Origin of the sequence: Janthinobacterium sp. SUN026, from assembly GCF_030397625.1 — a bacterium.
GTDB classification, from domain to species: domain Bacteria; phylum Pseudomonadota; class Gammaproteobacteria; order Burkholderiales; family Burkholderiaceae_D; genus Janthinobacterium; species Janthinobacterium kumbetense.
Genome location: NZ_JAPQNU010000003.1, coordinates 392,195 through 416,248 on the forward strand (window position 1 = coordinate 392,195; position 24,054 = coordinate 416,248).

Sequence of the window (24,054 nt, forward strand, 5' to 3'; positions counted from 1 at the left end):
GGCGTTGTTTTCTTTGATACAAAAAAATGGCGCCCGCAGGCGCCATTGCTACAGCGTGGAGTTCACCCCATCACGCCACGGTGGCCGCCACGGGTGCCGCCACGACGGGCGGCAGCGGCGTCGGCGCATTGAAGGCGATCAGCAAACTGGCTTCCTTCTCTTTCGCCGCCTTCAGATGACGCTCCTTCACGTGGCCATAGCCGCGGATGTCTTCCGGAATGCTGGCAATCGCCACGGCTTGCGCCAGCTTGGCCATCGTCAGTTTCGGCAGCAAGCCACCCACCGTCGTGCGGTACTCGAGTATCAGCGCCCGTTCCATCTTGCGCTCGGCCGTATGGCCGAACACATCGAAGGCCGTGCCGCGCAAGCCCTTGAACTTGGCCAGCACGCCAAACGCCTTCAGCATCCACGGGCCATATTCCTTCTTGATCAAATGGCCATGGGCATCCGTTTTCGCCATGATCGGCGGCGCCAAGTGGAACTTGAGCTTGATGTCGCCCTCGAACATGGCGGCGATCTTCGCCTGGAAGGCGCCGTCCGTGTACAGGCGCGCCACTTCGTATTCGTCCTTGTAGGCCATCAGCTTGTAGAAGTAGCGGGCCACGGCTTCCGTCAGGCGCAGGTGCGGGCCATTCAGCGCGCTTTCGGCGGCGCGCACCTGGCCGACGAAGTCCAGGTATTGCTGCGCATACGCGCGGTCCTGGTAAGCCGTCAGCAGGGCCACGCGCTTTTCGATCAGGTCGTCGAGCGTTTCGATGCGCTTGAATTCCACCACCTTGGCTGGCGTCGTCATGCGCACCAGGCTGGCCGCATCGTGGGCGCCGGCGCGGCCCCAGTTGAAGGCGGCCTTGTTGAACGCCACCGAGACGTTGTTCAAGTCGATGGCCTTCATGATGGCAGCTTCCGACAGCGGCACTTTGCCCTTTTGCCAGGCGTAGCCGAGCATGAACATGTTCGTCGCGATGGAGTCGCCCATCAGCGCCGTGGCGATCTGGCCCGCGTCGATGAAGTCCACGTGGTCGCTGCCGCACGCCTTTTCGATTTCCATGCGCGCCGAGGCGCCGGGGAATTGCCAGTCCGGGTTTTTCACGAACGCGGCCGTCGACGAGCTGGTCGAGTTGATCATGGCCCAGCTGCGGCCCTCTCCCATGCGCGACAGGGCGTCGCGGCTGGCCGTGACGATCAAGTCGCAGCCGATGACGAGGTCGGCCGCACCGGTACCCACGCGCGTCGAGTGGATATCTTCCTGGCGGTCCGCCAGGCGCACGTGCGACATCACGGGGCCGCCCTTTTGCGCCAGGCCGCTCATGTCCAGCACGGAACAGCCCTTGCCTTCCACGTGGGCCGCCATGGCCAGGATCTGGCCGACGGTGACGACGCCCGTGCCGCCGATGCCTGTGACCAGGATGCCGAACGGCTCGGCCGTCGACGGAATGACGGGCGTCGGCAAGGCCGGCGCCGCTGGCGCGTCCTTGTCGGCAGCCGCCGCCTTCTTCGGCTTTTTCAAGCCGCCGCCTTCCACCGTCACAAAGCTGGGGCAGAAACCCGTCGTGCACGAGAAATCCTTGTTGCAGGACGACTGGTTGATCTGGCGCTTGCGCCCCAGTTCCGTTTCCAGCGGTTCCACCGACAGACAGTTCGATTGCACGGAACAGTCGCCGCAGCCTTCGCAGACGGCTTCATTGATGACGGCGCGCTTGGCCGGGTCCGGATATTCATTGCGTTTCCGGCGGCGGCGTTTTTCCGAGGCGCAGGTCTGGTCGTAGATCATGGCCGATACGCCGGGCATGTCGCGCAGTTCGCGCTGCACGTCCATCAGTTCCGAACGGTGGCGCACGGTGACGCCTTCGGCCCAGGCGTAATCGTCCGGGTACTTTTCCGGTTCATCCGTGACGACGATGATGGGACCGACGCCTTCGGCGGCGATCTGGCGCGAAATGATGGCCGGCGACAGCGGGCCGTCGAATTCCTGGCCGCCCGTCATGGCCACCGCATCGTTGAACAGAATTTTATAAGTGATGTTCACCTTGGCCGAGACAGCCGCGCGGATGGCCAGGATGCCCGAGTGGAAATACGTGCCGTCGCCGAGGTTGGTAAACACGTGCTTTTCATTCGTGAACGGCGCCTGCCCCACCCACGTGACGCCTTCGGCGCCCATGTGGGTAAACGTCGACGTTTCGCGGTCCATCCACAGCACCATGTAGTGGCAGCCGATGCCGGCCAGCGCGCGCGAGCCTTCCGGCACCTTGGTCGAACTGTTGTGCGGGCAGCCGGAGCAGAAGAACGGCGTGCGGTCCTTTTGCGGATCGGGTTTCACGCTGATGGCCTTGAGGACGTTTTCCTTCGCTTCCAGGTAGGCGATGCGTTCCTTCACGCGCTGCTCCACCGGGTGGCCGGCGTAGTAGCGCGAAATGCGGCTGGCAATGGCGCGGGCGATCATGGCCGGGTTCAGCTCATACGTGGCCGGCAGCAGCCAGTCGCCGTGCCCCGTGCCCTTCTGGTTGCTCCATTCGCCCGTGTCGTCGAACTTGCCGACCACGCGCGGACGCTCGCCGTCCTTGAGGTTGTACAGCTCTTCCTTCAACGCGTATTCGAGGATTTGCCGCTTTTCTTCCACCACGAGGATTTCGTCGAGGCCCTTGGCGAATTCGTGCACGCCGTCCGCTTCCAGCGGCCAGGTCATGCCGATCTTGTACAGGCGGATGCCGATGTCGGACGCCGTCTGTTCGTCGATGCCCAGGTCGGCCAGCGCCTGGCGCGTGTCCAGGTAGGATTTGCCGGCCGTGATGATGCCGATGCGCGCCTTCGGGCTGTCCCAGATGATTTTATTGAGCTTGTTGGCACGCGCATACGCCAGCGCCGCATACCATTTGTAGCTATTCATGCGTACTTCTTGTTCCAGCACCGTGTCGGGCCAGCGGATGTTCAAGCCACCGGCCGGCATTTCGAAGTCGGTCGGCAGGGTGATCTGCACGCGGTCCGGGTCGAAATCGACGGCGGCGCCCGACTCGATGATGTCGGTCACGCATTTCATCGACACCCATAGCCCCGTGTAGCGGCTCATGGCCCACGCGTGCAAGCCGTAGTCGATGTATTCCTGCACCGACGACGGGTACAGCACGGGGATGCCGCAAGCGTTCAGGATATGGTCGGACTGGTGCGCCGTGGACGAGGATTTCGCCGCATGGTCGTCGCCGGCCAGCACCAGCACGCCGCCATGCTTGGCGGAGCCGGCGTTATTCGCGTGTTTAAAGACGTCGCCGCAGCGGTCGACGCCGGGGCCCTTGCCGTACCACATGCCGAACACGCCGTCGTATTTCGCGTCTTCGAACAGATTCGTTTGCTGCGTGCCCCAGACGGCCGTAGCGGCCAGGTCTTCGTTCAGGCCCGGGTGGAATTTAACGTGGTGTTCATCGAGGTATTTCTTGGCCTTGATCGCCGTCATGTCGACGGACGTCACAGGCGAACCGCGGTAACCGGTGATGTAGCCGGCCGTATTCAAGCCAGCCTTCAAATCGCGCTCGCGCTGCAGCATGGGCAGGCGGATCAGCGCTTGCGTGCCCGTCATAAAGGCGCGGCCGCGCTCCAGCGTGTATTTGTCGTTCAGGGAAATTTCGGACGCGTGCGCGCCCGGCTCAAGACTCGAGCCCTTGATTGGTGCATTCATTACTTGTCTCCATTATTCTCTGTGCTACGCGTGCAAAGTCGGTTGAACTCACACGTACCGGCTGTGCCTTGTGGACAATGCCGGTGCGGAAAAATGACTTGTTTGTCGTAGACTACCACAGGAATGCGCGCAGTTCTTTGCTGCGCTGCACTCCCGGGCGGGTACCATTTTCACTACTATTTGTTACAGAGCAACATTACGCGGCGTTCGTATCTTTCAGCACGCCGCGCTTGATCTGGTCCAGCTCGATCGATTCGAACAGGGCGCGGAAATTGCCTTCGCCGAAGCCCTGGTCGCCCTTGCGCTGGATGATCTCGAAGAAGATCGGGCCGATCACCGTCTGCGTGAAGATTTGCAGCAGCAGCTCGCGTTCGTTTTCCGTGCTGTGGCCATCGATCAGGATGCGCAGGCGGCGCAGTTCTTCCAGCTGCTCGCCGTGGTTCGGCAGGCGGCGGTTGACCAGCTCATAGTAAGTTTCAATCGTATCCTGGAAATCGATACCCGTATCGCGCATGCCTTGCACGGACGCGTAGATATTGTCCGTGCCCAGCGCGATGTGCTGGATGCCTTCGCCATGGTACTGGTCCAGGTATTCGGCGATCTGCGACTTGTCGTCCGACGATTCATTGATCGGAATGCGGATCTTGCCGCACGGCGAAGTCATGGCCTTCGACTTGAGGCCCGTCAACTTGCCTTCGATGTCGAAATAACGCACTTCGCGGAAGTTGAACAGGCTTTCATAGAACGTCGCCCATTCCTTCATGCGGCCACGGTGCACATTGTGCGTCAGGTGGTCGATATACGTCAGGCCATGGCCGACGGGGTTGGCGACGGCGCCGGGAATGGCGACGAAATCGACGTCATAGATGCTGATGTCGCCGATGCCGCCAGGTGCGGCCGCGTCCGGCTTGTCGGCGCCCTTGCCGCGCCAGCGGTCGACGAAGTACAGCAGGGAATCGCCCACGCCCTTGATGGCGGGGATATTCAGCTCCATCGGGCCCGTTTTATTGTCGAACCCCCAGGCGCCCAGTTCCAGCGCGCGGCGGTACACGAAGGCCGCGTCGTCGACGCGGATGGCGATGGCGCACACGGACGGGCCGTGATGGCGGGCAAAACGCTGCGCGAACGAATCTTGTTCGGCATTGATGATGAAATTGATGTCGCCCTGACGGTACAGGGTCACATCCTTGTGGCGGTGGCGCGCGATGGCCGTGAAGCCCATGTTCTCGAACAGCTTGCCCAATGCTTTTGGGTCTGGTGCTGCATACTCGACGAACTCGAAACCATCGGTACCCATCGGGTTATCCCAAGGCTGAAATTGCATGATGTCTCCTCCAAGAAGTAGCGCACAGTATAGGCGCGGTCTGTGGGCATTAAATGCCAAAGATCTCCCGAACAATCATGATTTGCGCAATAATATTGCGTGAAAGTCGAACCACCGGAGGAAGCATGAGCAAAATTACGCTGGATAAAACGGATCGCAAGATCCTCGCCGTCCTGCAGGCCGATGGCCGCCTGTCGAACCAGGACGTGGCAGAGCAGGTCAGCCTGTCGCCGTCGCCATGCTTGCGCCGCGTCAAACGGCTGGAAGAAGCGGGCGTGATCCGCCAGTACGTGGCCCTGCTGGACCCGGAAAAGATCGGCCTGGGCTTGCTCGCCTACGTCAATGTGCGGCTGGAAAAGCACAGCGACGCCACGGCGCACAGCACGGCGCGCGTGCTGGCGCCGAATCTGGTGACGAATACCTCGCCGCGCGCCGACTTTGCCGTGGCCGTGGCGCAATGGCCGGAAGTGGTGGCCTGCTATGCGATGACTGGGGAAATGGATTATTTACTGCGCGTGCACGTGGAAGACATGGAGCACTTTTCGCGCTTCATGATGGCGACCCTGCTGCGCCATCCGGCCGTGCTGGACGTGAAATCGAGCTTTGCCTTGCAGCGCATCAAGGATACGACGGCCCTGCCCTTACTGTGACGGCGGTGACGGCGGTCCGGGCTTCTTCTTGCGCCCCGGCAAGCGATCCCACAATTTGAACGCGGCGCGCGCATTGGCCTTGAACGTGTAGTCGAACATGGCGAACTGTTCCTGCACGGCTTCCTGCAGCATGCTGGTCGGGTTCGGCGGCAACAGTTTCAGATATGCATCGGCTTCGCCATAGTCGCGCTGGATTTCCATGCCCGCCTTCTTGGCGATATGCATCATCGTCTTGTTCGACGACAAACAATGCATATACAGGGTATCGACATCGTTGTTACGGCAGTGAATCGCCGCCCGCTCGAACAGTTTTGAACCAACCCCCATGCCGCGCATGGATTTTGACACGGATACGCCAAACTCCGCCACCTGCTCCTTGTCCGTCACCACGCTTTTCGCCGGCGACTGATCCTTCGGCGCAAACGCCAGGTGCCCCACGCCCACCAGCTTGAACAGGCTGTTGTAGACGCCGTAGATCATGTCGCGCGAAAAATCCATCTTTTGCACGTACTGGGCCACGAGTTCATCGGGCAAGGCGCTGCCGAAGCGCAGCAGGCGGTCGCTTTTCTCGAGCGACAGGAAATGCTTCATCATGCGGCGCCGGTCGCGCTCGTGCAATTGCTTGACGAGCACGGTCGGACGCCCGCCACCGCTACGGCTGAGCCAGCGGCGAAACGGGTTTTGAAACAGCTTGGGTAAGGTCACGTCGACTCCTGGGGGCGGTGCTGCGGCACGTCAGGCCGGCATTGTGCAGTGCAACATTGTGGCGCCATTGTAGCCTATTCCCGCCACTCAAGCCTGGGCCAGGAACGCTTGCACGGCCGCCACCCGCGCCGCGTGGATGACTTCGGGGATGCGTTTCGGCTCCGCACAGCCTTGCGCCAGCGCACCCGCATTCACGGCGCGCGCCGCATCCAATCCCCCCTGCAGCCGCGCCGCCGGCGCAAAGTCGCCAGTGACCAGCCCGTCGCAAGCCACAGCTTGCAGCAGTTGCGCAAAGCGCTGCGGCTTGCGCAAGCCGTCGCAGCGTTCGCACAAGCTCACCACGGCTTCGGCGCTCAGCGCCAGCGCGCCATTGATATGGTCCCGTTCGCGCGCCGCCATGACGGCCAGCTCGCGGCACTCGTTGGGCACGCGCAAGCGCTCGCTCAGTTGCTCGATGGCATCTTTGCTCATATGCAGCATCAGGGCGGCGAAACGCACGGGCAAGTCATGACCTTGCGCGGCGGCATGGTCGACGACCTGCAGCAAGCGCTCGCTCAGCGCGATTTCGCCCATGATGCGCGCCAGGGCGCCGCATTCGTGCAGCACCGTCAGCATGCGCGAAGGATGGCTTTCCATCAGCCCCTTGGCCACTTCCTGCCACACCCGTTCGGCTACGAGGGCGTCGACTTCGCCGTCGGCCACCATGCGGCGCATCAAGGTCAGGGTAGCGGGCGCGACAGTAAAAGTATGAAAACGGGCGGCAAAGCGGGCCAGGCGCAAGATGCGCACGGGGTCTTCGCCGAACGCGTCGGAGACGTGGCGGAAGATTTTATTGCGAATATCCTCGATACCGCCGAACGGATCGGTCAACGTCCCATCCTCGGCCCGGGCGATGGCGTTGATGGTCAGGTCGCGGCGCACCAGGTCGTCTTCCAGCGTGACGTCGGGCGCCGTGTGGAAGACAAAGCCCCGGTAGCCGGGCGCCGTCTTGCGTTCCGTGCGGGCCAGGGCGTATTCTTCCTGCGTCTTCGGGTGCAAAAACACGGGGAAATCCTTGCCGACGGGCCGGAAGCCCTGGCGTAGCATGTCTTCCGGCGTGGCGCCCACGACGACGTGGTCGTGGTCTTTCACGGGCAAGCCCAGCAGTTGGTCGCGCACCGCGCCACCGACCGTGTAAATCTTCATAACACTCTTTTCTTATTCAGGTAATTCCGCGTCGTGCTTGGCAGCGACTTCCGTTTCCGCCAGCGCTTCCGCGATCCAGCGGGCCACGGCCGGGTGCGCCTGCACGCGCTCGCAATACGCGTTCAGGGCCGGCGCCAGGCTCACGCCATACGTGCGGAAACGCATGACGACGGGGGCGAAATACGCGTCGGCGATGGAAAAATCGCCAAACAGGAACTGGTGGTGGCCAAAGCGAGACAGGCACTCTTCCCAGATTTCGCTGATGCGGCCGATGTCGGCCTGCGCGGCGGCCGTGCGGCCACGTCCCGGCAATTTTGCCTTGATATTCATCGACATATCGGTGCGCAAGCCGGTAAAGCCGGAATGCATTTCCGCGCAGATACAACGCGCCATGGCGCGCGCGGCCACGTCTTGCGGCCACATGTGTTTATCGGGAAACTGCTCGGCCAGGTATTCGCAGATGGCCAGGCTGTCCCAGATCGTGATCTCGCCCGCCAGCAACACGGGAACCCGGCCGCAGGCCGAATATTCGGCGATCTTGGTGGCCGTGTCGCTCTGGTCGAGCAGCACGCGCACTTCCTGGAACGGGATGCCGAAGGCCGTCATGGCCACCCACGGGCGCATCGACCACGATGAGTAATTCTTGTTGCCGATGATGAGGGTCAGGCCCGGCTCGCGCGCGGCGGCCAGGGTTTGCGTCAGGCTGGGATCAAGGATGGTCGTTTGCATGGTCGGCGGACTTTAGTTGGATGATGGCAAATCGGCGGAAACGGCGCTGTTTTTCGGTCCCACGGTGCCCAGGCGCGCCTTCAGCGACTGCGGGCTCTTCTCGAACAGGGCCGCGTAATAGGTGGCGTTGGCCATCACGTTTTTCACGTAACCGCGCGTTTCCGTGTACGGAATGATCTCGGCAAAGACGGCGCCTTCCAGCGGACGCGTCATGGTGGCGCGCCAGATGCGCAGGCGCCCAGGTCCCGCGTTGTAGGCGGCGCTGGCCAGCACTTGCGAACCGTCAAGACCGCCAAGCACCATGTTCAGGTAATTCGTGCCCAGCAAGACATTGGTGCGCACATCGCTCAAGGTTTCCGTGACGAAATCGGTGAGGCCGATCTTCTTGGCAACATAGCGGGCCGTCGACGGCATGACCTGCATCAAACCGGACGCGCCCACGTGCGACTGCGCATCCATGATGAAGCGTGATTCCTGGCGGATCAAGCCATACACCCAGGCCTTGTCCAGGCCCAGGGTTTGCGTGGCCGGATGCATGACGTCGTCGTGCGGCGTCGGGTAGCGCTGCGTATAGTCCACTTCCAGGCGCGTGCGGTCCGAGGTATTGACCATGCGGTCGAGCACATTGTTTTGGCGCGCAAATTCCGCGGCCGCCAGATGCTGGCGGTCCGTCATCGAACGCAATTCCCAGTTCCACTCGCGCGTGCCTTCGAAGCGCAGGCGCATGTTGAAAAATTTCAAGGCGCGCTGCAAGCCCGGATTGGCGGCCATGGCGGCGATTTCCGTCGGGCTGACGGGCTGGCCCGGCGGCGGCAAGACCAGATGGTTGCCCAGCTCTTCATTGGCCAGCAAGCCATAGAAATTCGATTGGTCGGCAATCGTGCGGTACAGGGCGTCCGCCTGCGGATTCGGGCGGCCCGGCGTTTCCGCCTGCTGCGCGCGCGCCAGCCAGTACACCCAGGTGGGATCCGTGCGCAGGGACGCCGGCATGGCCTGGATAGCGGCCTTCACCAGTGGCCAGTTGCCTTCACGCAAGGCGATACGCGCCTTCCATTGCATCTGCTCCTGGGTCAGGGGCACGCCATTGGTTTTTTGCCAATATTCGAACGCTTCCGGCGCCAGCGCATACGACGCTTGCAGGGCCAGGCTGGCCCAGCCGATGGCCTGTTCCTGCGGCGTCAATTGCGCGCTCGCCTTTTGCAAGGCCACCACGCCCAGTTTCAAGGTGCTTTTCGCCATGCGGCCGACGGCCACCAGGTACATTTCGTGATCGGCACGGCTGGCGCCCGCGCCCTTGGCCAGCACCAGCGCCGGCAAGTCGATGGCTTGCGCCATCTTCGCGTCGGAGGCGCCCAGCAACAGCGCGATGCGGCGGGCCGGGCCCGTGGCATTGGTCTGGCCCGCCAGGCGGATCTGCGCCCACAGGTCATTCGTGTCGAACTGGCCATTTTGCGCCAGTGCCGCGATCAGGCTGCCGCACGCTTCGCCATAGCCGGGCGGCGAGACGAGCAGGTTGCGCGCCTCGGACGCCACATTCTGCCCCTTGGCGGCGCGCGACATCAGCGCGTAGCACTTGAGCTGGGTGTCGTCGTCGAGGGCGAATTGCGGGTATTGTTCATCAAACACGACCCAGTCGCGCTTGCGGCCCAGTTCCAACAGCCAGTCGTTGCGGAAACGGTCGGCGATGGCGCTGCCCTTGTAGCGGTTCAAGTAATCGCGAAATTGTGCCTCGGTCAACTGTTTGATGCGCGGTTTCAGCCGATAATAGTCGACATACGAGGGAATCTGGTAATTCGTCAGGCGCCCCGCATAAAAGTCGGCTTTTTCGACGTCATCCTTGCGCGCGGCGTCGCGCAGCAGCAGGAAGGCATCGTCCTCGCTGCGCGTGTCGGGAGCGGCAGGCGTTACGGTGGCGGACACCTGGGCCAGGGCGGCCAGGGGAGACAAGGCCGATGCAACACACAGCATCGTGCCGGCAATCCATTTCAGTGGGGAAATCAATGTACGACTCTCAATCTTAACTTGATGGTGATATGAATAGCGACCCTAGAATAACATGCGATCCGGCTGCACGGCCACCCATTGCGCCACAGGAAAAAGCCGGCTTGCGCAAAGCCTTGCTGGCGGCCCGGCGCGCCCTGCCCGCCGCCACGCGCGCGCAGTGGGATGCGGCCATCGCGCAGCGCCTGCTGGACTGGTGCGCGCAGGAAAACGTCAAGGAACTGGGCGTGTACTGGCCCCTGCATGGCGAGCCGGACCTGCACGGCGCGTATGCGCAGCTGGCCGCGCGCGGCGTGCAATTAAGCTTGCCGGTGGTGCTGGAAAAGCATGCGCCGCTGGCATTCAGCGACTGGCGGCCCGGAGAAGCGATGGTCAAGGATGGCATGGGCGTGGCCGTGCCCGCCGAATTGCGCCTGCGCCCGGCGCCCGCCACCCTGCTGGTACCTTGCCTGGGTTTTAATGGGGAACGGTACCGGCTCGGCTATGGCGGCGGGTATTACGACCGCACCCTGGCGCAACTGCCCCGACCGCGCACCGTGGGCATCGCCTATACCTGCCTGGCGGCAAGCTTTCCCAACGGCGAATACGACATCGCCCTCGATCACATCGTGACCGAGGGAGATCTGCTCTGAAAGCACCTAACATAACCTACTGCGCGTCGCGACGGTTTTGTTAGGCGCTATAACTGCAAGGAATTACTTGACCAGGCGCTGCCACAGTGCGGTCGTGGGCGCCGCCTGGTTCATGCTATAGAAATGTAAGCCTGGCGCGCCGCCTTCCAGCAGGCGTTCGCACAAGCCCGTCACCACGTCCAGGCCGAAGGCCTTGATGGACGCGCTGTCGTCGCCGAAGCTGGCCAGTTTCAGACGCACCCAGCGTGGGATTTCCGCGCCGCACATGTCCGAAAAGCGCATCAATTGCGTGTAATTCGTGATCGGCATGATGCCGGCCACGATGGGCACGTTGATGCCCATCTTCTGCGTCTGCTCGACAAACTGGAAATACGCGTCGGCATTGTAGAAGTACTGGGTGATGGCCGCATCGGCGCCGGCCTGCACCTTGCGCGCGAACGCGTTCAGGTCGTCCTGCGGCGAACGGGCTTGCGGGTGCACTTCCGGATAGGCAGCCACTTCGATATGGAAATGGTCGCCCGTCTCGGCGCGGATGAATTCCACCAACTCGTTGGCGTAGCGGAACTCGCCCGAGGCGCCATAGCCGCTGGGCAAGTCGCCGCGCAAGGCCACGATGCGGTTCACGCCGGCCGCCTTGAAGTCGGCCAGCACGGCGCGGATCGATTCGCGCGAACCGCCCACGCAAGACAGGTGGGGCGCGGCCTGTTCGCCGGCCGCCAGGATCTCGCGCACGGTGTCCAGCGTACCCTGCTGCGTGGTGCCGCCGGCGCCAAAGGTCACCGAGAAATACTTCGGATGCAATTCAGACAACTTGACACGCGTGGCGCGCAGCTTTTCCGCCCCTTCCGGGGTTTTCGGCGGGAAAAACTCAATACTGAAGTTATGCTTTTCCATCGTCGTTGCTCAAAAGTAAGGTCGACAAGGCCCAGGAAATGATGCTGTACAGAATGGCACCGCCCACGGCAGACCAGAAACTGGCGACATGGAAACCAGCGATCATCTGCGCCACCAGCCAGAACATGAAGCCGTTGATGATCAAAATGAACAGGCCCAGCGACAAGAACGTCACGGGCAGGGTCAGCAGGATCAGCAAGGGACGGATCAGCGCATTGACCAGCCCCAGCACGGCAGCGGCCAGCAGCGCGGTCCAGCCGCTGCTCATCGTCACCGAGTGCATCAGGTATGGGACGGCAAACAGGGCCGCCGCATTGATAAACCAAATCAGTAGCAAGCGCATTTCTCTAGCCTGTCAAAAGTGATAATCGACCGGCAACGGCCGGACTTTTAAATTACACAAGTGAGCCTTGTTGCCTCGCGAACCGTAGCGAGCGGATGCGCGGCGTGGCCGAGAAGCGCAGCTGTACGAAGGTACAGCGAGCATCGCCGGCCGCGCCCCGCGCCGCGCAGTAGGTTCCCGAGGCAAGCAACCGATTAGTAGCGGTAGTGGTCGGGCTTGTATGGACCTTCCGTGCGCACGCCGATGTAGTCGGCTTGCTCTTGCGTCAGTTCCGTCAGCTGCGCATTCAACTTTTTGAGTTGCAAACGAGCGACTTTTTCATCGAGGTGTTTCGGCAAGGTGTACACGCCGACCGGGTAGTTGGCCGTGTTCGCGTACAGCTCGATCTGGGCGATCGTCTGGTTGGCGAACGACGAGCTCATCACGTACGACGGGTGGCCCGTGCCGCAACCGAGGTTGACCAGGCGGCCTTCGGCCAGCAGGATGATGCGGCGGCCCGACGGGAAGATGATGTGGTCGACTTGCGGCTTGATGTTTTCCCACTCGTATTGTTTCAACGAAGCAACGTCGATTTCATTGTCAAAGTGGCCAATGTTGCAGACGATGGCCTGGTCTTTCATGCGCGTCAGGTGATCGTGCGTGAGGATGTGGTAGTTGCCGGTGCAGGTGACGAAAATGTCGCCGTGTTCGCACGCGTAATCCATGGTCACGACGCGGTAGCCTTCCATCGCCGCCTGCAATGCGCAGATCGGATCGACTTCCGTCACCCACACTTGCGCCGACAGGGCGCGCATGGCCTGGGCCGAACCTTTACCTACGTCACCGTAACCGGCGATGACGGCGACCTTACCGGCGATCATCACGTCGGTGGCGCGCTTGATGCCGTCGACCAGCGATTCGCGGCAGCCATACAGGTTGTCGAATTTCGATTTCGTGACGGAATCGTTCACGTTGATCGCAGGGAAAGCCAGCTTGCCTTCCTTGTGCATTTGATACAAACGGTGCACGCCGGTGGTGGTTTCTTCCGTCACGCCGAGGATTTCCGGCAGACGCTTCGAGTACCAGGTCGGATCGGCCAGCAAGTGCTTCTTGATCGAGTTGAACAGGCAGATTTCTTCTTCCGAGCCTGGATTGGCCAGTACCGACAGGTCGGTTTCCGCGCGCACGCCCAGGTGCAGCAGCAGGGTGGCGTCGCCGCCATCGTCGAGGATCATGTTCGAGTAGACGGCCTTGCCGTCCACGTTCGGCCATTCGAAGATGCGGTGCGTGTATTCCCAGTAGTCGTCCAGCGACTCGCCCTTGACGGCGAACACAGGCGTGCCGGCGGCAGCGATGGCGGCGGCGGCATGATCTTGCGTGGAGTAAATGTTGCACGATGCCCAACGCACTTGCGCGCCCAGTGCTTCCAGGGTCTGGATCAGCACGGCGGTCTGGATGGTCATGTGGATGGAACCGGTGATGCGCGCGCCTTTCAGAGGCTGCGCTGCCGCGAATTCTTCGCGGATGGCCATCAGGCCAGGCATTTCCGTTTCAGCAATCTTGATTTCTTTGTCGCCCCATGCGGCCAAGGTGATATCGGCGATGGTGTAGTCGTGTTGCGATTTGAGTACGGCGTTCATCACGCCCTCCTTTCAGTTGTTGAAAAAGGTACGTGAGCGCAGTTGCAGGATATTCCGAGCCTGGCGAATTTCTTCGTCGCAACGCTCCTCGGACACGGGATTTTATCATTGTCAAGGCCGCCGCGCCAGCCTGTTTGCACGGCATTGCCACGTAACAACACATAAAAAAAGCGCCCGCGGCCAGCAGGCCGGGGCGCTTTTCTTGCAAATCCGACTAGATTACTTCAGGCCGGCAGCGTCGCGCAGCAGGGCGACCTTGTCCGTGCGCTCCCACGTGAATTCCGGCTCTTCGCGGCCGAAATGGCCGTAGGCGGCGCTCTTCTGGTAGATCGGGCGCAACAGGTCGAGCATTTGCACGATGCCTTTTGGACGCAGATCAAAGTGCGCCAGCACCAGCTTGGCGATTTCCGCGTCGGGAATGACGCCTGTGCCTTCCGTGTAGACGGTGATGTTGATCGGCTTGGCCACGCCGATGGCGTAGCTGACCTGCACCTGGCATTGGCGCGCCAGGCCGGCCGCGACGATGTTTTTCGCCACGTAGCGGGCCGCGTAGGCTGCCGAACGGTCGACTTTCGACGGATCCTTGCCCGAGAACGCGCCGCCGCCGTGCGGGGCTGCGCCGCCGTAGGTGTCGACGATGATCTTGCGGCCGGTCAAGCCGCAATCGCCTTGCGGACCGCCGATGACGAAACGGCCCGTCGGGTTGACGAGGAATTTGGTCTCCGTCAGCCATTCGCGCGGCAGGATCGGCTTGATGATTTCTTCGATGACGGCTTCTTCGATCTGCTTGTGCGAGATTTCCGGCGCATGCTGGGTCGACAGCACGACCGTGTGCACGCCGACCGGGCGGCCATCGACGTAGCGCAACGTGACTTGCGATTTCGCATCCGGACGCAACCATGGCAAACGGCCATCCTTGCGCAGTTGCGACTGGCGCTCGACCAGACGGTGCGCGTAGTGGATGGCGGCAGGCATCAGCTCGGCCGTTTCATCGCAGGCGTAACCGAACATCAAGCCCTGATCGCCAGCGCCTTGATCCAGGTCAATGCCAGCACCTTCATCGACGCCTTGCGCGATGTCCGGCGATTGCTTGTCGTAGGCCACCAGCACGGCGCAACCCTTGTAGTCGATGCCGTATTCCGTGTTGTCGTAGCCGATGCGTTTGATGGTTTCGCGCGCAACTTGAATATAATCCACATTGGCGTGCGTGGTAATCTCGCCAGCCAGCACCACCAGACCGGTGTTGCACAGGGTTTCGGCAGCCACGCGGGCGGCTGGATCCTGGGTCAGGATGGCGTCAAGGATGGCGTCGGAAATTTGATCGGCAACCTTGTCGGGATGGCCTTCCGAAACGGATTCGGAAGTGAAGAGATAGTCGTTTGACATTGCAAGCTCCTGTTTACTATGTGAATGTTCTGTCGCAGTAAAGAGGATTTTGCCTGCGACGCTTTAGCGAGATTTATATTCCGCATCGCAAGTTGTCTATTAACTCAGCGGTTACTGCATACGTGGTATTTTACGCTTCTTAAAAAATTTTGGCACGGCAACACGCCATTCCTGGAAACCGCTTATACATGTTAGTCCCAATTTTCCGCTTCTTATCGATCTTTCCCCTGCCCGTCCTGCATGGTCTGGGCGCTGCGCTCGGCTGGGTAATTTACGCCATTTCCCCGTCCTACCGCCGCCGCATGCGCGAGAACATGCAAGGTGCGGGGTTTTCGCAACACTTGCACACGGCCGTGGCCGAAGCGGGCAAGAGCGTGCTGGAACTGCCCTTCATCTGGTGCGCGCCAGCCGAACGCGTGGCGCGCCATGCGACGGTGGAAAACTGGGAACTGGTGGAAAAAGCGCTGCAGCATGGCCGCGGCATCGTCTTCCTGACGCCGCACCTGGGCTGCTTTGAAATCGTCGCCCAGCAAATCGCGCTGCGCACGCCGCTCACCGTGATGTACCGCCCGCCCAAGCGCGCCGCATTGAAGCCGCTGATCGAAGGCGCGCGCGCGCGCGAAAACCTGATGCTGGCGCCGGCCAATATGTCGGGCGTGCGCATCTTCGCCAAATGCCTGAAAAAAGGCCAGCCCATCGGCCTGCTGCCCGACCAGGTGCCGCAGGAAGGCGAAGGCGTGTGGGCCGATTTCTTCGGCCGCCCCGCCTACACCATGACCCTGCCCGCCAAGCTGGCACAGATGGGCGGCGCCGAAGTCATCATCACCTACGCGGAACGCCTGCCGGGCGGGCGCGGCTATGTCGTGCATTTCGTGCCTTTCACCGAGTCCCTCGACAGCACCTCGGCGGAACAGGCGCGCACCATCAATGCGGCCATGGAACAATTGATCGCGCGCAGCCCGGCGCAATACCTGTGGAGCTACAATCGCTATAAAGTGCCGCGCGGCGCGCCGCCGCCCACGCCCGCCGCGCCGGATGCCGCCGGGGAGCAGGCATGAGACTGCTGATCGCCTTCATGTGGCTGCTGCACTGGCTGCCCTTGCCCATCCTCGGCCGCTTCGGCGTGGCCGTCGGCAGCCTGCTGTTCATCGCCATGCCCACGCGGCGTAAGATTGCCCTGACGAATCTGCGCCTGTGCATGCCGGAATTGACGGAAGCCCAGCGCGTGGCGCTGGCGCGCCAGCATTTCCAGGCGTATTCGCGCAGCGTGTGGGAACGCAGCATCCTGTGGTGGTCGTCGGAAGCGCGCCTGAACCGCCTGATCAAAAAGGTGCCCGCCTTCCCGGGCCAGCAGATCGCGGCCAAGCCGACCATCCTGCTGTGCCCGCACTTCGTCTGCCTCGACGTGGCCGGCGCCGCCACGGCCATGGAAATTTCCGCCTCGTCAATGTATGTGCAGCAAAAGAACGCCGCCTTCGACCAGGCCTTGCGCAACGGCCGTTCGCGCTTCAAGCCGCCCAAGCTGTTTACGCGCCAGGACGGCATCAAGACGATCCTGCGCGCGCTGCGCGACGGCTTGCCGTATTTCATGCTGCCGGACATGGATTTCGGCGAAAAGGATGCGGAATTCGTGCCCTTCTTCGGCGTGCCCGCCGCTACCCTGACGGCCACGGCGCGCCTGGCGCTGGCCGCCAAGGCGCAAGTCATTCCCGTCATCGCCACCTTCCTGCCCAACTACCAGGGCTGGCAAGTGACGTATTACCCGGCGTGGGACGATTATCCGGGCGACGACATCACGGCGGCCACGCGCCGCATGAACGAATTCATCGAAGAGCGCGTGCGCGAAGCGCCGGCCGAGTATTTCTGGACGCATAAGCGCTTCAAGACGCGTCCGGAAGGCGAAGCGTCGTTCTATAACCAGCACAAGTGATACGGCAGACCATGAAACTCCAATTTACCAAAATGCATGGCGCCGGCAATGACTTCATCGTCATCGACGCCATCCATCAAGAGATCGACTTCACGCCGGCCCAGTGGCAGCGCCTGGCCGACCGCCGTTTCGGCATCGGCGCCGACCAGATCCTCGTGGTGGAAAAGCCGCGCCTGCCCGGCTGCGACTTCCGCTACCGCATCTATAACAACGATGGCGGCGAAGTCGAGCAATGCGGCAACGGCGCACGTGCCTTCGTCAAGTTCGTCAGCGAAAAAGGCTTGTCCGACAAGACCAGCATCCGCGTGGAAACCATGGCCGGCATCATCGCGCCGCGCCTGGAGATCGACGGCAGCATCACGGTCGACATGGGCGCGCCCGTGCTGGAGCCAAAGCTGGTGCCGTTCGATGCCAGCGGCCTGGACGGCATAGCGCAAGGCAAGGACACCGTGTGGCCGCTGGACCTGGCGCTGCCGGGCCAAACGTCGCCCGTGCTGGTGTCCGTCGTGTCGATGGGCAATCCGCACGCCGTGCAAGTGGTCGACGATGTCGATGCGCAAGACCTGGACGCGACGGGCCCGCGCATCGAGCACCACCCGCGCTTTCCCCGCAGGGTCAACGCCGGCTACATGCAGATCGTCGACCGCCAGCACGTGAAACTGCGCGTGTTTGAACGGGGCGCGGGTGAAACCCTGGCGTGCGGCACGGGCGCCTGCGCCGCCGCCGTGGCGGGCATCTTGCGCGGCTTGCTCGATTCCCCCGTGCGCATCAGCGCGCGCGGCGGTGAACTGTCGATCGCCTGGCAAGGTCCCGGCCATCCCGTCCTGATGACGGGCCCGGCCGTGACCGTGTTCGAAGGCACGATCGAACTGTAAGCCAGTAAAAGTCAGGCCGCCAGGAACTGCTGTTCCTGCGCAACATCAAGTTCGGCCAGGTAGCACTTCAGGCGGTACAGGCGCTGCCGGTAATTGCCTTCCGGACCCGCCACGCCGCAATCGACGCGCTCGAACAGGCGCACCGCCTGGTCCAGCAGCTGGCGCTCCTGCGCCGTGCGGATCAATGCCAGGCGCCGCTTGCCGCGTCCATGCGTGGCGCTGATATCGATCAACAGACAATGCCCCTGGTCGGCCGCGTGTATATCGAGCAGCAATGCCTCGGCACGCGACAGATGAAAACAGCGCGCCAGGGCCAGCCGCATCGCCAGCAGGGGATGGCTCTGGTCCAATTGCCGTAAATGCCCATCGGCCTGCATGGCGGCGCACTGGCCCCAGTCGCCGGGTTCGCCGTGCGGCGCGATCTTCGCCAGCGCCGCCTCCGCCTCACGGCTGCCTTGCGCCTGCGCCTGCAGCAGCCAGTACGCGGCCCGCACATCGTTGTTGACGCCGTCGCGGCGATTACGCCAGGCATGCATGCCGCACTCGAGCTGGGCCGGGCCATGCCCCAGGTCGGCGGCACGCTCCAGGCAGGAATGGGCTTCGACCACATTGCGCTGGGAAAATTCCGGTTTCGTATAGATGCGCGACAGCACGAACCAGGCTTCGGCCAGTCCCTGCTCGCCAGCCTGCGTCAGCCAGCGCACGGCCCGCTTGAAATTGGCCGCGCCGTTGCGCGTGGCCAGCCGCTGGCCATGCGCATCCATGCGCGCATAGCCGAGTCCCAGCTCCAGCTGCGCCGTGCGGTCGCCGCCATGCGCGGCCAGCTCGCAACACTGCCAGCCCTCGGCATCGCCGCCAGGCGCCAGGGCCTGGGCGCAACGCGACAGCAGCAACACCTGCTGCGCATCGAGGGCGATGGTGCGCGCCCCGGCCGCCGCCTGGCGCTGCAGCAGCTCGCGCGCCAGCGGCAAGCCTTGCGACAGGAAGCCCGCATGGTTGCCTTGGCTCCAGGCCTGCTCCAGCCACGAGTACAGCGGCGCGTCGCCATCGAGGACTTGCTCGCCAGCAAGGCTGATGTCCGCCCCGGCAGCGGCAAGCGATCCTTCTTGCATGGACAACAACCATTGCGCATCGGGCAAGCCGGCCCGCACGGCCGCGTCCAGCGCCACGCGCGCCTTGGCGCGCAAGGCTTCGCAATGGCTGGCGGCATTGCCCAGCACCAGTTGCGCCAGCACCAGGCCCGCCTGCACCAGGCCCGCATCGAACGCCTGCGCGTAATAGGGAATCAGCGCCTTGGCTGCCGGCTGCGCCACTTCGAACGGCACATGCGTGCCAATCAGCAAGCACGCCTCCTCGCTATCTTCCTGGGCCGCCCGCGCCAGCCAGTGCAAGGCCGTGGGCAAGCTTTGCGGCACACCCTGTCCAAACAGATACACCCGTCCCAACGCCAGCTGGCAAGCGACATCGCCCGCACGTGCGCCCTTGATCAATCCTAATGTTTCGCGATTTGCCATCGATTCTCGATATTGAGTCAATGATTCTAATAATAGTGAGCCGTCTCCAGGCCCATCAACGCAGGCCGTCCCTTAGTGTACCGTCCTTGTGTCATAAATCCGCCAAAGCGGCCTCAAGAACTTGATTCAACGCAACAATGACCTGGCGCGGACATGCCAATATGGCAAGGCATCGCTAGCGTGGCGGTGGGAGAACGCTGCCCCTCGGCGCGGGCTCGGCAAAAACCGCGCGTTACAAAAATACAACAGGGGCATGCAGTTATGCCGCTTTTCACCAATCTTTTCACGCACATTTGACCAATCCCGCACGTCTTGCGCGCCGACGAATTAAGGTTCATTCATCGAAACGCGACAGTTAGCGCATTTCAATCTGCTCGGATCTCGGACGGAACTCACTTTTAATAGGGAATAAGACATGAAAAAATCACTCGTTGCCCTCGCACTCTTCGGCGCCTTTGCCGCCACAGCACAAGCGCAGTCGTCCGTCCAAATCTACGGCACGATCGATGCAGGTCTGGGCAAAACGACGGGTTCGACCACCGCCGTTACCAAGCGCGACAACAACAAACTGGGCTTCAAGGGCACGGAAGATCTGGGCAATGGCTTGAAAGCTATTTTCCAACTGGAAATTCGCTATGAATCCGACACGGGCACGCTGGAAAACAACGCCCGTCCGCTGTTCCAGGGTCAAAGCCGCGTCGGCCTGCAAGGCGACTTCGGTACCGTACGCCTGGGCCGTGGCCTGACCGCCTTCCAGGAAACGAGCACCGCATTCGAACCATGGTCGGGCATGCCGACGAAAGCCGGTTTCCAGACCGACCTGACCGTCGCCGGCTACACCAGCGATCCGCTGAGCGCACCGGGTAACTCGCAGAACCGCTTCTCCAACGCCGTGTTCTATAACTCGCCAGTCATCAGCGGCTTCCAGTTCAACGCCACCGTGGCTGCCAAGGAAGCGAACAACAACGCCGCCGTTACCGCCACCGTGCGCAACCTGACGACGAATGCCACCGGCAACTTCGCCCTGCCAGCCAATGTGGTGCCAGAATCGAATCCGTACTCGGTGTCGGCAACGTACAACAATGCCCAGTTCGCCGCCATGGCTGCCTACGAGCGTAACGGCCTGCAAGCCAAGCTGTGGTCGGTCGGCGCATCGTTCAATCCGATCGCGGAATTGAAACTGATGGCAACGTACCAACATCAGGATGACGGCAATTTCAAAATCGTCAACACCGACACCAAATCGTGGGTGCTGGGCGCCAACTATGACGTCGGCCCAGGCAAGATCCGCGCTGGCTACGGTCAAAAAACGCCGGATGGCGTCGCCAAGACCAAGCAAGCATCGCTGGGCTACGACTACAATCTGTCGAAGCGTACCTACCTGTACGCAGATATTTCGAACAAGAAATCGGCCAGCCTCACCAACTACAACAACACCACCTCGGTCAGCTACATCGGCCTGGGCTTACACCACAACTTCTAATGCCCGGCCGGTCACCCTTCACGGGTGATTGCTGAGCTAAGAATGCAAGGCGGCATGGGCAACCATGCCGCTTTTTTCATGCGTGCGCGGAAAATGCATAGACGCCGTCCCCTTTGCGCCTATGCCGCCGCACTCTCGGTTAGAATGAAGTGTTCAACTTTCACTGACAGATATTCTCAATGACCGCCACACTCGATTCCAGCACCGTCGCCCAGTACCTGAGCGAGCACCCGAATTTCTTCGAAGAGCATACCGCCCTGCTCGGTGAGGTCAAGCTGAGCAGCCCGCTGACGGGACGCACCATCTCGCTGCAGGAGCGGCAGATGGAAGTGATGCGCGACAAGTACAAGGCGCTGGAACTGCGCATGTCCAAGCTGAGCCGCCTGGCCGAGGAAAATGGCGACATCGCCAGCAAATTCCACGGCTGGAACCAGGCCATGCTGCAAGTGCGCAACGATGCGGACATGCCGCGCGTGCTGGTCGACGCCTTGCAAAGCAATTTCGACGTGCCCTGCGTCAGCCTGCGCCTGTGGCAAGTGTTGCCGGAACACGCCAACGGCTGGTTCACGGAAGATGTGACGGCCGACGTGCGCATGTTCGCCAACAGCCTGCAAGCGCCGTACTGCGGCAGCAACCGCGATTTCGAAGCCGTGCACTGGTTGCAGGCCGACAAGATCGAATCGACCGTCATGATCGCCCTGCGCGCGCCGAACACCACAGGCACCTTCGGCTTGCTGGTGCTCGGTTCGCCCGACAGCGAACGCTTTACCTCGAGCATGGGCACGGACTTCCTCGTGCATATCGGCGCCACGGCCAGCGCCGCCCTGGCCGCGCTGCGCGCCGGCACGCCTGCCTGAGCAAGCCATGGAGGCGCGCGGCAAGGCTGACTGGCTCGACGCCTATCTGGCGCAGCTGGCCATGCAGCGCAAGCTGTCGCCGCATACGCTGGACGCCTACGGGCGCGACTTGCGCGCCTTGCTGGAACTGAGCGGCAGTACGCCGTGGACGGCGCTGGCGCACAACGAAGTGCGCCGCTACACGGCCAAGCTGCACGCCGGCGGCCTCGACCCGCGTTCGATCGCCCGCAAGCTGTCGTCGTGGCGGGGCTTTTTCAACTGGCTCAGCGGGGAAACCCCGCTCGACGCCAATCCCGTCGACGGCATCCGCGCCCCCAAGCGGGCCAAGACCTTGCCGAAAGCCCTGTCGGTGGACGATGCCGTGCGCCTCGTGGCGCCCGCGCAACACCAGCAAGGCGCCGCCGAACCGGAACAGCTGTGCAACCGCGCCATGTTCGAACTGCTGTACTCGAGCGGCTTGCGCGTCTCCGAACTGACCAGCCTGGACACCCATTACTGCAAGGCCGACGGCGGCCAGCCCGCCTCGCTGGGCTGGCTCGACATGGCCAGCTTCGAAGTCATCGTCACGGGCAAGGGCAACAAGATGCGCAAGGTGCCCGTCGGCAAGGCGGCCCTCGTGGCCCTGACCGCCTGGCTGGGCGTGCGCCCGCCAGCCAAGGATGGCAGCGCTGCCTTGTTTTTAAGCACGCGCGGCACGCGCATCTCGCCCCGCGTGCTGCAGCTGCGCCTGAAGGCGCACGCGCTGGCGACGGACATTCCCGCCAACGTGCACCCGCACGTGCTGCGCCACTCGTTCGCTTCGCACGTGCTGCAATCGTCGGGCGACTTGCGCGCCGTGCAGGAAATGCTGGGCCATTCCAGCATCACCTCGACCCAGGTCTACACGGCCCTCGACTTCCAGCACCTGGCGCACGTGTACGACCAGGCGCACCCGCGCGCCAAGCTCAAGTAGGCAGCGGCGCCGGTGGGGCAGCCTGATCCATATCAAGCGGATGGGCGCGCATTTGCAAGCTTTTGCAAAATTCCGGCATAATCGTCCGCATTCTTCCGCTTGCGCGGCGGCACCACCGATTACAAGGCATCTCTCATGGCACTGATTCCAACCACCATCCTCACCGGTTTCCTGGGCGCAGGCAAAACCACCTTGCTCAACCGCATACTGCAGGAAGAGCACGGCATGCGCATCGCCGTGATCGAAAACGAGTTTGGCCAGGAAAACATCGATAACGAGATCCTGGTGCAGGATAGCAACGAACACATCATCGAGATGAACAACGGCTGCATCTGCTGCACCGTGCGGGGCGACCTCATCGTGGGCCTGACGGAACTGGCGCGCAAGCGCGACGCCGGCTTGCTGGCGTTCGACCGCGTCGTCATCGAAACGACGGGCCTGGCCAATCCCGGTCCCGTGGCGCAAACCTTCTTTGTCGATGAAGAAGTGGGCAGCCATTACATGCTCGACGCTATTATCACGGTAGTCGATGCCCGTCATGCCATGAAGCAACTAGACGAATACGAGGAAGCCCAGCGGCAAGTGGGCTTTGCCGACAAGCTGCTGCTGTCGAAAACCGACCTCGTCAGTGAAGACGACGTGGCCGTCCTGACGCGCCGCCTGAAACGCATCAACCCGCGCGCGCCCATCGCCAAGGTCGATTTCGGCCGCGCGCCGCTGGCCGAGGTGCTCGACATCCGCGGCTTCAACCTGAATGAAAAGCTGGAACTGGACCCGGATTTCCTGGCGACCGAAACGGCGCACGTCCACGACCACGATCACGCGCATGAGCACGCAGATGAGCACGGCCACGGGCACAAGCATAGCGACGCCTGCGCCACCGATTGCGGCCATGCCGACCATCACCATGCGCAGCACAGCGACGATATCGCCGCCTTTGTTTTCAAGAGCACGCAACCGTTCGACAGCGCCAAGCTCGACGAGTTCCTCGGCGGCCTGGTGCAAGTGTATGGCCCGCGCATGCTGCGCTACAAGGGCGTGCTGCTGATGCAGGGCGCGGAGCGCAAGGTGGTCTTCCAGGGCGTGCACCAGCTGATGGGCAGCGACCTGGGCGCCAAATGGGGCGAAAATGAAGTGCGCGGCAGCAAAATGGTGTTTATTGGCAAGAATCTACCAAAAGACATTTTTATTCGCGGACTCGAACAATGTTTGGTATAAACTAGCCGGGTTTTGCAAAGTATCCGTTGCAAAGCAGAAACAAAAGGGAAAGTTAAGCACGCTTTCCCGCTGTCTGACACCCGTCTTGCT

General features: G+C 62.3%; 20 protein-coding genes and 1 riboswitch. Of the genes, 9 read left to right on the forward strand and 11 right to left on the reverse strand.

Annotated features, from left to right (window positions below; all coding sequences use genetic code 11):
* Nucleotides 1–70 precede the first annotated feature (70 nt).
* Both OX459_RS16475 and hppD read right to left on the reverse strand, forming a co-directional pair.
* Nucleotides 71–3,667, reverse strand: coding sequence for an indolepyruvate ferredoxin oxidoreductase family protein (locus OX459_RS16475; RefSeq protein WP_289899557.1), 3,597 nt, complete (start codon nt 3,665–3,667; stop codon nt 71–73).
* 196 nt (nt 3,668–3,863) lie between these two features.
* The gene (gene hppD / locus OX459_RS16480; RefSeq protein ID WP_099665780.1) at nt 3,864–4,991 is read right to left on the reverse strand and encodes a 4-hydroxyphenylpyruvate dioxygenase; all 1,128 of its coding nucleotides are present in this window, start codon (nt 4,989–4,991) and stop codon (nt 3,864–3,866) included.
* Nucleotides 4,992–5,116: 125 nt separating this feature from the next.
* Here hppD and OX459_RS16485 point away from each other — a divergent pair, with 125 nt between their 5' ends.
* The gene (locus tag OX459_RS16485) at nt 5,117–5,641 is read left to right on the forward strand and encodes an Lrp/AsnC family transcriptional regulator (protein ID WP_034753092.1); all 525 of its coding nucleotides are present in this window, start codon (nt 5,117–5,119) and stop codon (nt 5,639–5,641) included.
* On the opposite strand, the gene OX459_RS16490 is transcribed toward OX459_RS16485, so the two are convergent.
* From OX459_RS16490 to OX459_RS16505, 4 genes are all read right to left on the reverse strand, one after another.
* The gene (locus OX459_RS16490; protein WP_099665781.1) at nt 5,633–6,346 is read right to left on the reverse strand and encodes a GNAT family N-acetyltransferase; all 714 of its coding nucleotides are present in this window, start codon (nt 6,344–6,346) and stop codon (nt 5,633–5,635) included. The genes OX459_RS16485 and OX459_RS16490 overlap by 9 nt on opposite strands.
* An 87-nt stretch (nt 6,347–6,433) precedes the next feature.
* Nucleotides 6,434–7,531: a multifunctional CCA tRNA nucleotidyl transferase/2'3'-cyclic phosphodiesterase/2'nucleotidase/phosphatase gene (locus OX459_RS16495; protein WP_289905843.1), complete on the reverse strand. Its 1,098-nt coding sequence runs from the start codon at nt 7,529–7,531 to the stop codon at nt 6,434–6,436.
* Between the two features lie 12 nt (nt 7,532–7,543).
* Nucleotides 7,544–8,260, reverse strand: a complete 717-nt coding sequence (locus OX459_RS16500; protein WP_251349439.1) for a glutathione S-transferase family protein — start codon at nt 8,258–8,260, stop codon at nt 7,544–7,546.
* Between the two features lie 12 nt (nt 8,261–8,272).
* Nucleotides 8,273–10,228, reverse strand: coding sequence for a lytic transglycosylase domain-containing protein (locus OX459_RS16505; RefSeq protein WP_289905844.1), 1,956 nt, complete (start codon nt 10,226–10,228; stop codon nt 8,273–8,275).
* 137 nt (nt 10,229–10,365) lie between these two features.
* On the opposite strand from OX459_RS16505, the gene OX459_RS16510 reads away from it, so the two are divergent.
* Nucleotides 10,366–10,893: a 5-formyltetrahydrofolate cyclo-ligase gene (locus OX459_RS16510; protein WP_289905845.1), complete on the forward strand. Its 528-nt coding sequence runs from the start codon at nt 10,366–10,368 to the stop codon at nt 10,891–10,893.
* A gap of 63 nt (nt 10,894–10,956) precedes the next feature.
* On the opposite strand, the gene metF is transcribed toward OX459_RS16510, so the two are convergent.
* The 4 genes from metF to metK all read right to left on the reverse strand — a co-directional run bounded on the left by metF (nt 10,957) and on the right by metK (nt 15,135).
* Nucleotides 10,957–11,787 (reverse strand): methylenetetrahydrofolate reductase [NAD(P)H], encoded by an 831-nt coding sequence (metF, locus tag OX459_RS16515; RefSeq protein WP_034783533.1) that lies wholly within the window; start codon nt 11,785–11,787, stop codon nt 10,957–10,959.
* Nucleotides 11,774–12,130, reverse strand: coding sequence for a phage holin family protein (locus tag OX459_RS16520; RefSeq protein ID WP_099665786.1), 357 nt, complete (start codon nt 12,128–12,130; stop codon nt 11,774–11,776). Before OX459_RS16520 ends, metF begins: the two co-directional genes overlap by 14 nt.
* Before the next feature lie 194 nt (nt 12,131–12,324).
* Entirely contained in the window at nt 12,325–13,749 is a 1,425-nt protein-coding gene (gene ahcY / locus OX459_RS16525; RefSeq protein ID WP_034783536.1) for an adenosylhomocysteinase, read from the reverse strand.
* Between the two features lie 27 nt (nt 13,750–13,776).
* Nucleotides 13,777–13,845: riboswitch (S-adenosyl-L-homocysteine riboswitch) on the reverse strand.
* Between the two features lie 123 nt (nt 13,846–13,968).
* Nucleotides 13,969–15,135, reverse strand: coding sequence for a methionine adenosyltransferase (gene metK, locus OX459_RS16530; RefSeq protein ID WP_034783537.1), 1,167 nt, complete (start codon nt 15,133–15,135; stop codon nt 13,969–13,971).
* Between the two features lie 188 nt (nt 15,136–15,323).
* Here metK and OX459_RS16535 point away from each other — a divergent pair, with 188 nt between their 5' ends.
* Genes OX459_RS16535 through dapF form a run of 3 tightly spaced genes read left to right on the forward strand, consistent with a single transcriptional unit; the run spans nt 15,324 to nt 17,940 of the window.
* Nucleotides 15,324–16,193: a lysophospholipid acyltransferase family protein gene (locus OX459_RS16535; RefSeq protein WP_077398736.1), complete on the forward strand. Its 870-nt coding sequence runs from the start codon at nt 15,324–15,326 to the stop codon at nt 16,191–16,193.
* A complete protein-coding gene (locus OX459_RS16540; protein ID WP_077398734.1) occupies nt 16,190–17,065 on the forward strand; it encodes a lipid A biosynthesis acyltransferase in 876 nt (291 codons plus the stop codon). Before OX459_RS16535 ends, OX459_RS16540 begins: the two co-directional genes overlap by 4 nt.
* Nucleotides 17,066–17,076: 11 nt before the next feature.
* Entirely contained in the window at nt 17,077–17,940 is an 864-nt protein-coding gene (gene dapF / locus OX459_RS16545) for a diaminopimelate epimerase (protein ID WP_289905847.1), read from the forward strand.
* 11 nt (nt 17,941–17,951) lie between these two features.
* On the opposite strand, the gene OX459_RS16550 is transcribed toward dapF, so the two are convergent.
* Nucleotides 17,952–19,454: a hypothetical protein gene (locus OX459_RS16550; protein ID WP_289905848.1), complete on the reverse strand. Its 1,503-nt coding sequence runs from the start codon at nt 19,452–19,454 to the stop codon at nt 17,952–17,954.
* A gap of 415 nt (nt 19,455–19,869) precedes the next feature.
* Between OX459_RS16550 and OX459_RS16555 the strand changes: the two genes are divergently transcribed.
* The 4 genes from OX459_RS16555 to OX459_RS16570 all read left to right on the forward strand — a co-directional run bounded on the left by OX459_RS16555 (nt 19,870) and on the right by OX459_RS16570 (nt 23,964).
* A complete protein-coding gene (locus tag OX459_RS16555) occupies nt 19,870–20,937 on the forward strand; it encodes a porin (protein ID WP_289905849.1) in 1,068 nt (355 codons plus the stop codon).
* 179 nt (nt 20,938–21,116) lie between these two features.
* Nucleotides 21,117–21,794, forward strand: a complete 678-nt coding sequence (locus OX459_RS16560) for a DUF484 family protein (RefSeq protein WP_099665791.1) — start codon at nt 21,117–21,119, stop codon at nt 21,792–21,794.
* Between the two features lie 7 nt (nt 21,795–21,801).
* Nucleotides 21,802–22,746 (forward strand): tyrosine recombinase XerC, encoded by a 945-nt coding sequence (locus tag OX459_RS16565; protein WP_289905850.1) that lies wholly within the window; start codon nt 21,802–21,804, stop codon nt 22,744–22,746.
* Between the two features lie 135 nt (nt 22,747–22,881).
* On the forward strand, nt 22,882–23,964 hold the full coding sequence (locus OX459_RS16570) for a GTP-binding protein (RefSeq protein ID WP_289905851.1): 1,083 nt from the start codon (nt 22,882–22,884) through the stop codon (nt 23,962–23,964).
* Nucleotides 23,965–24,054 lie beyond the last annotated feature (90 nt).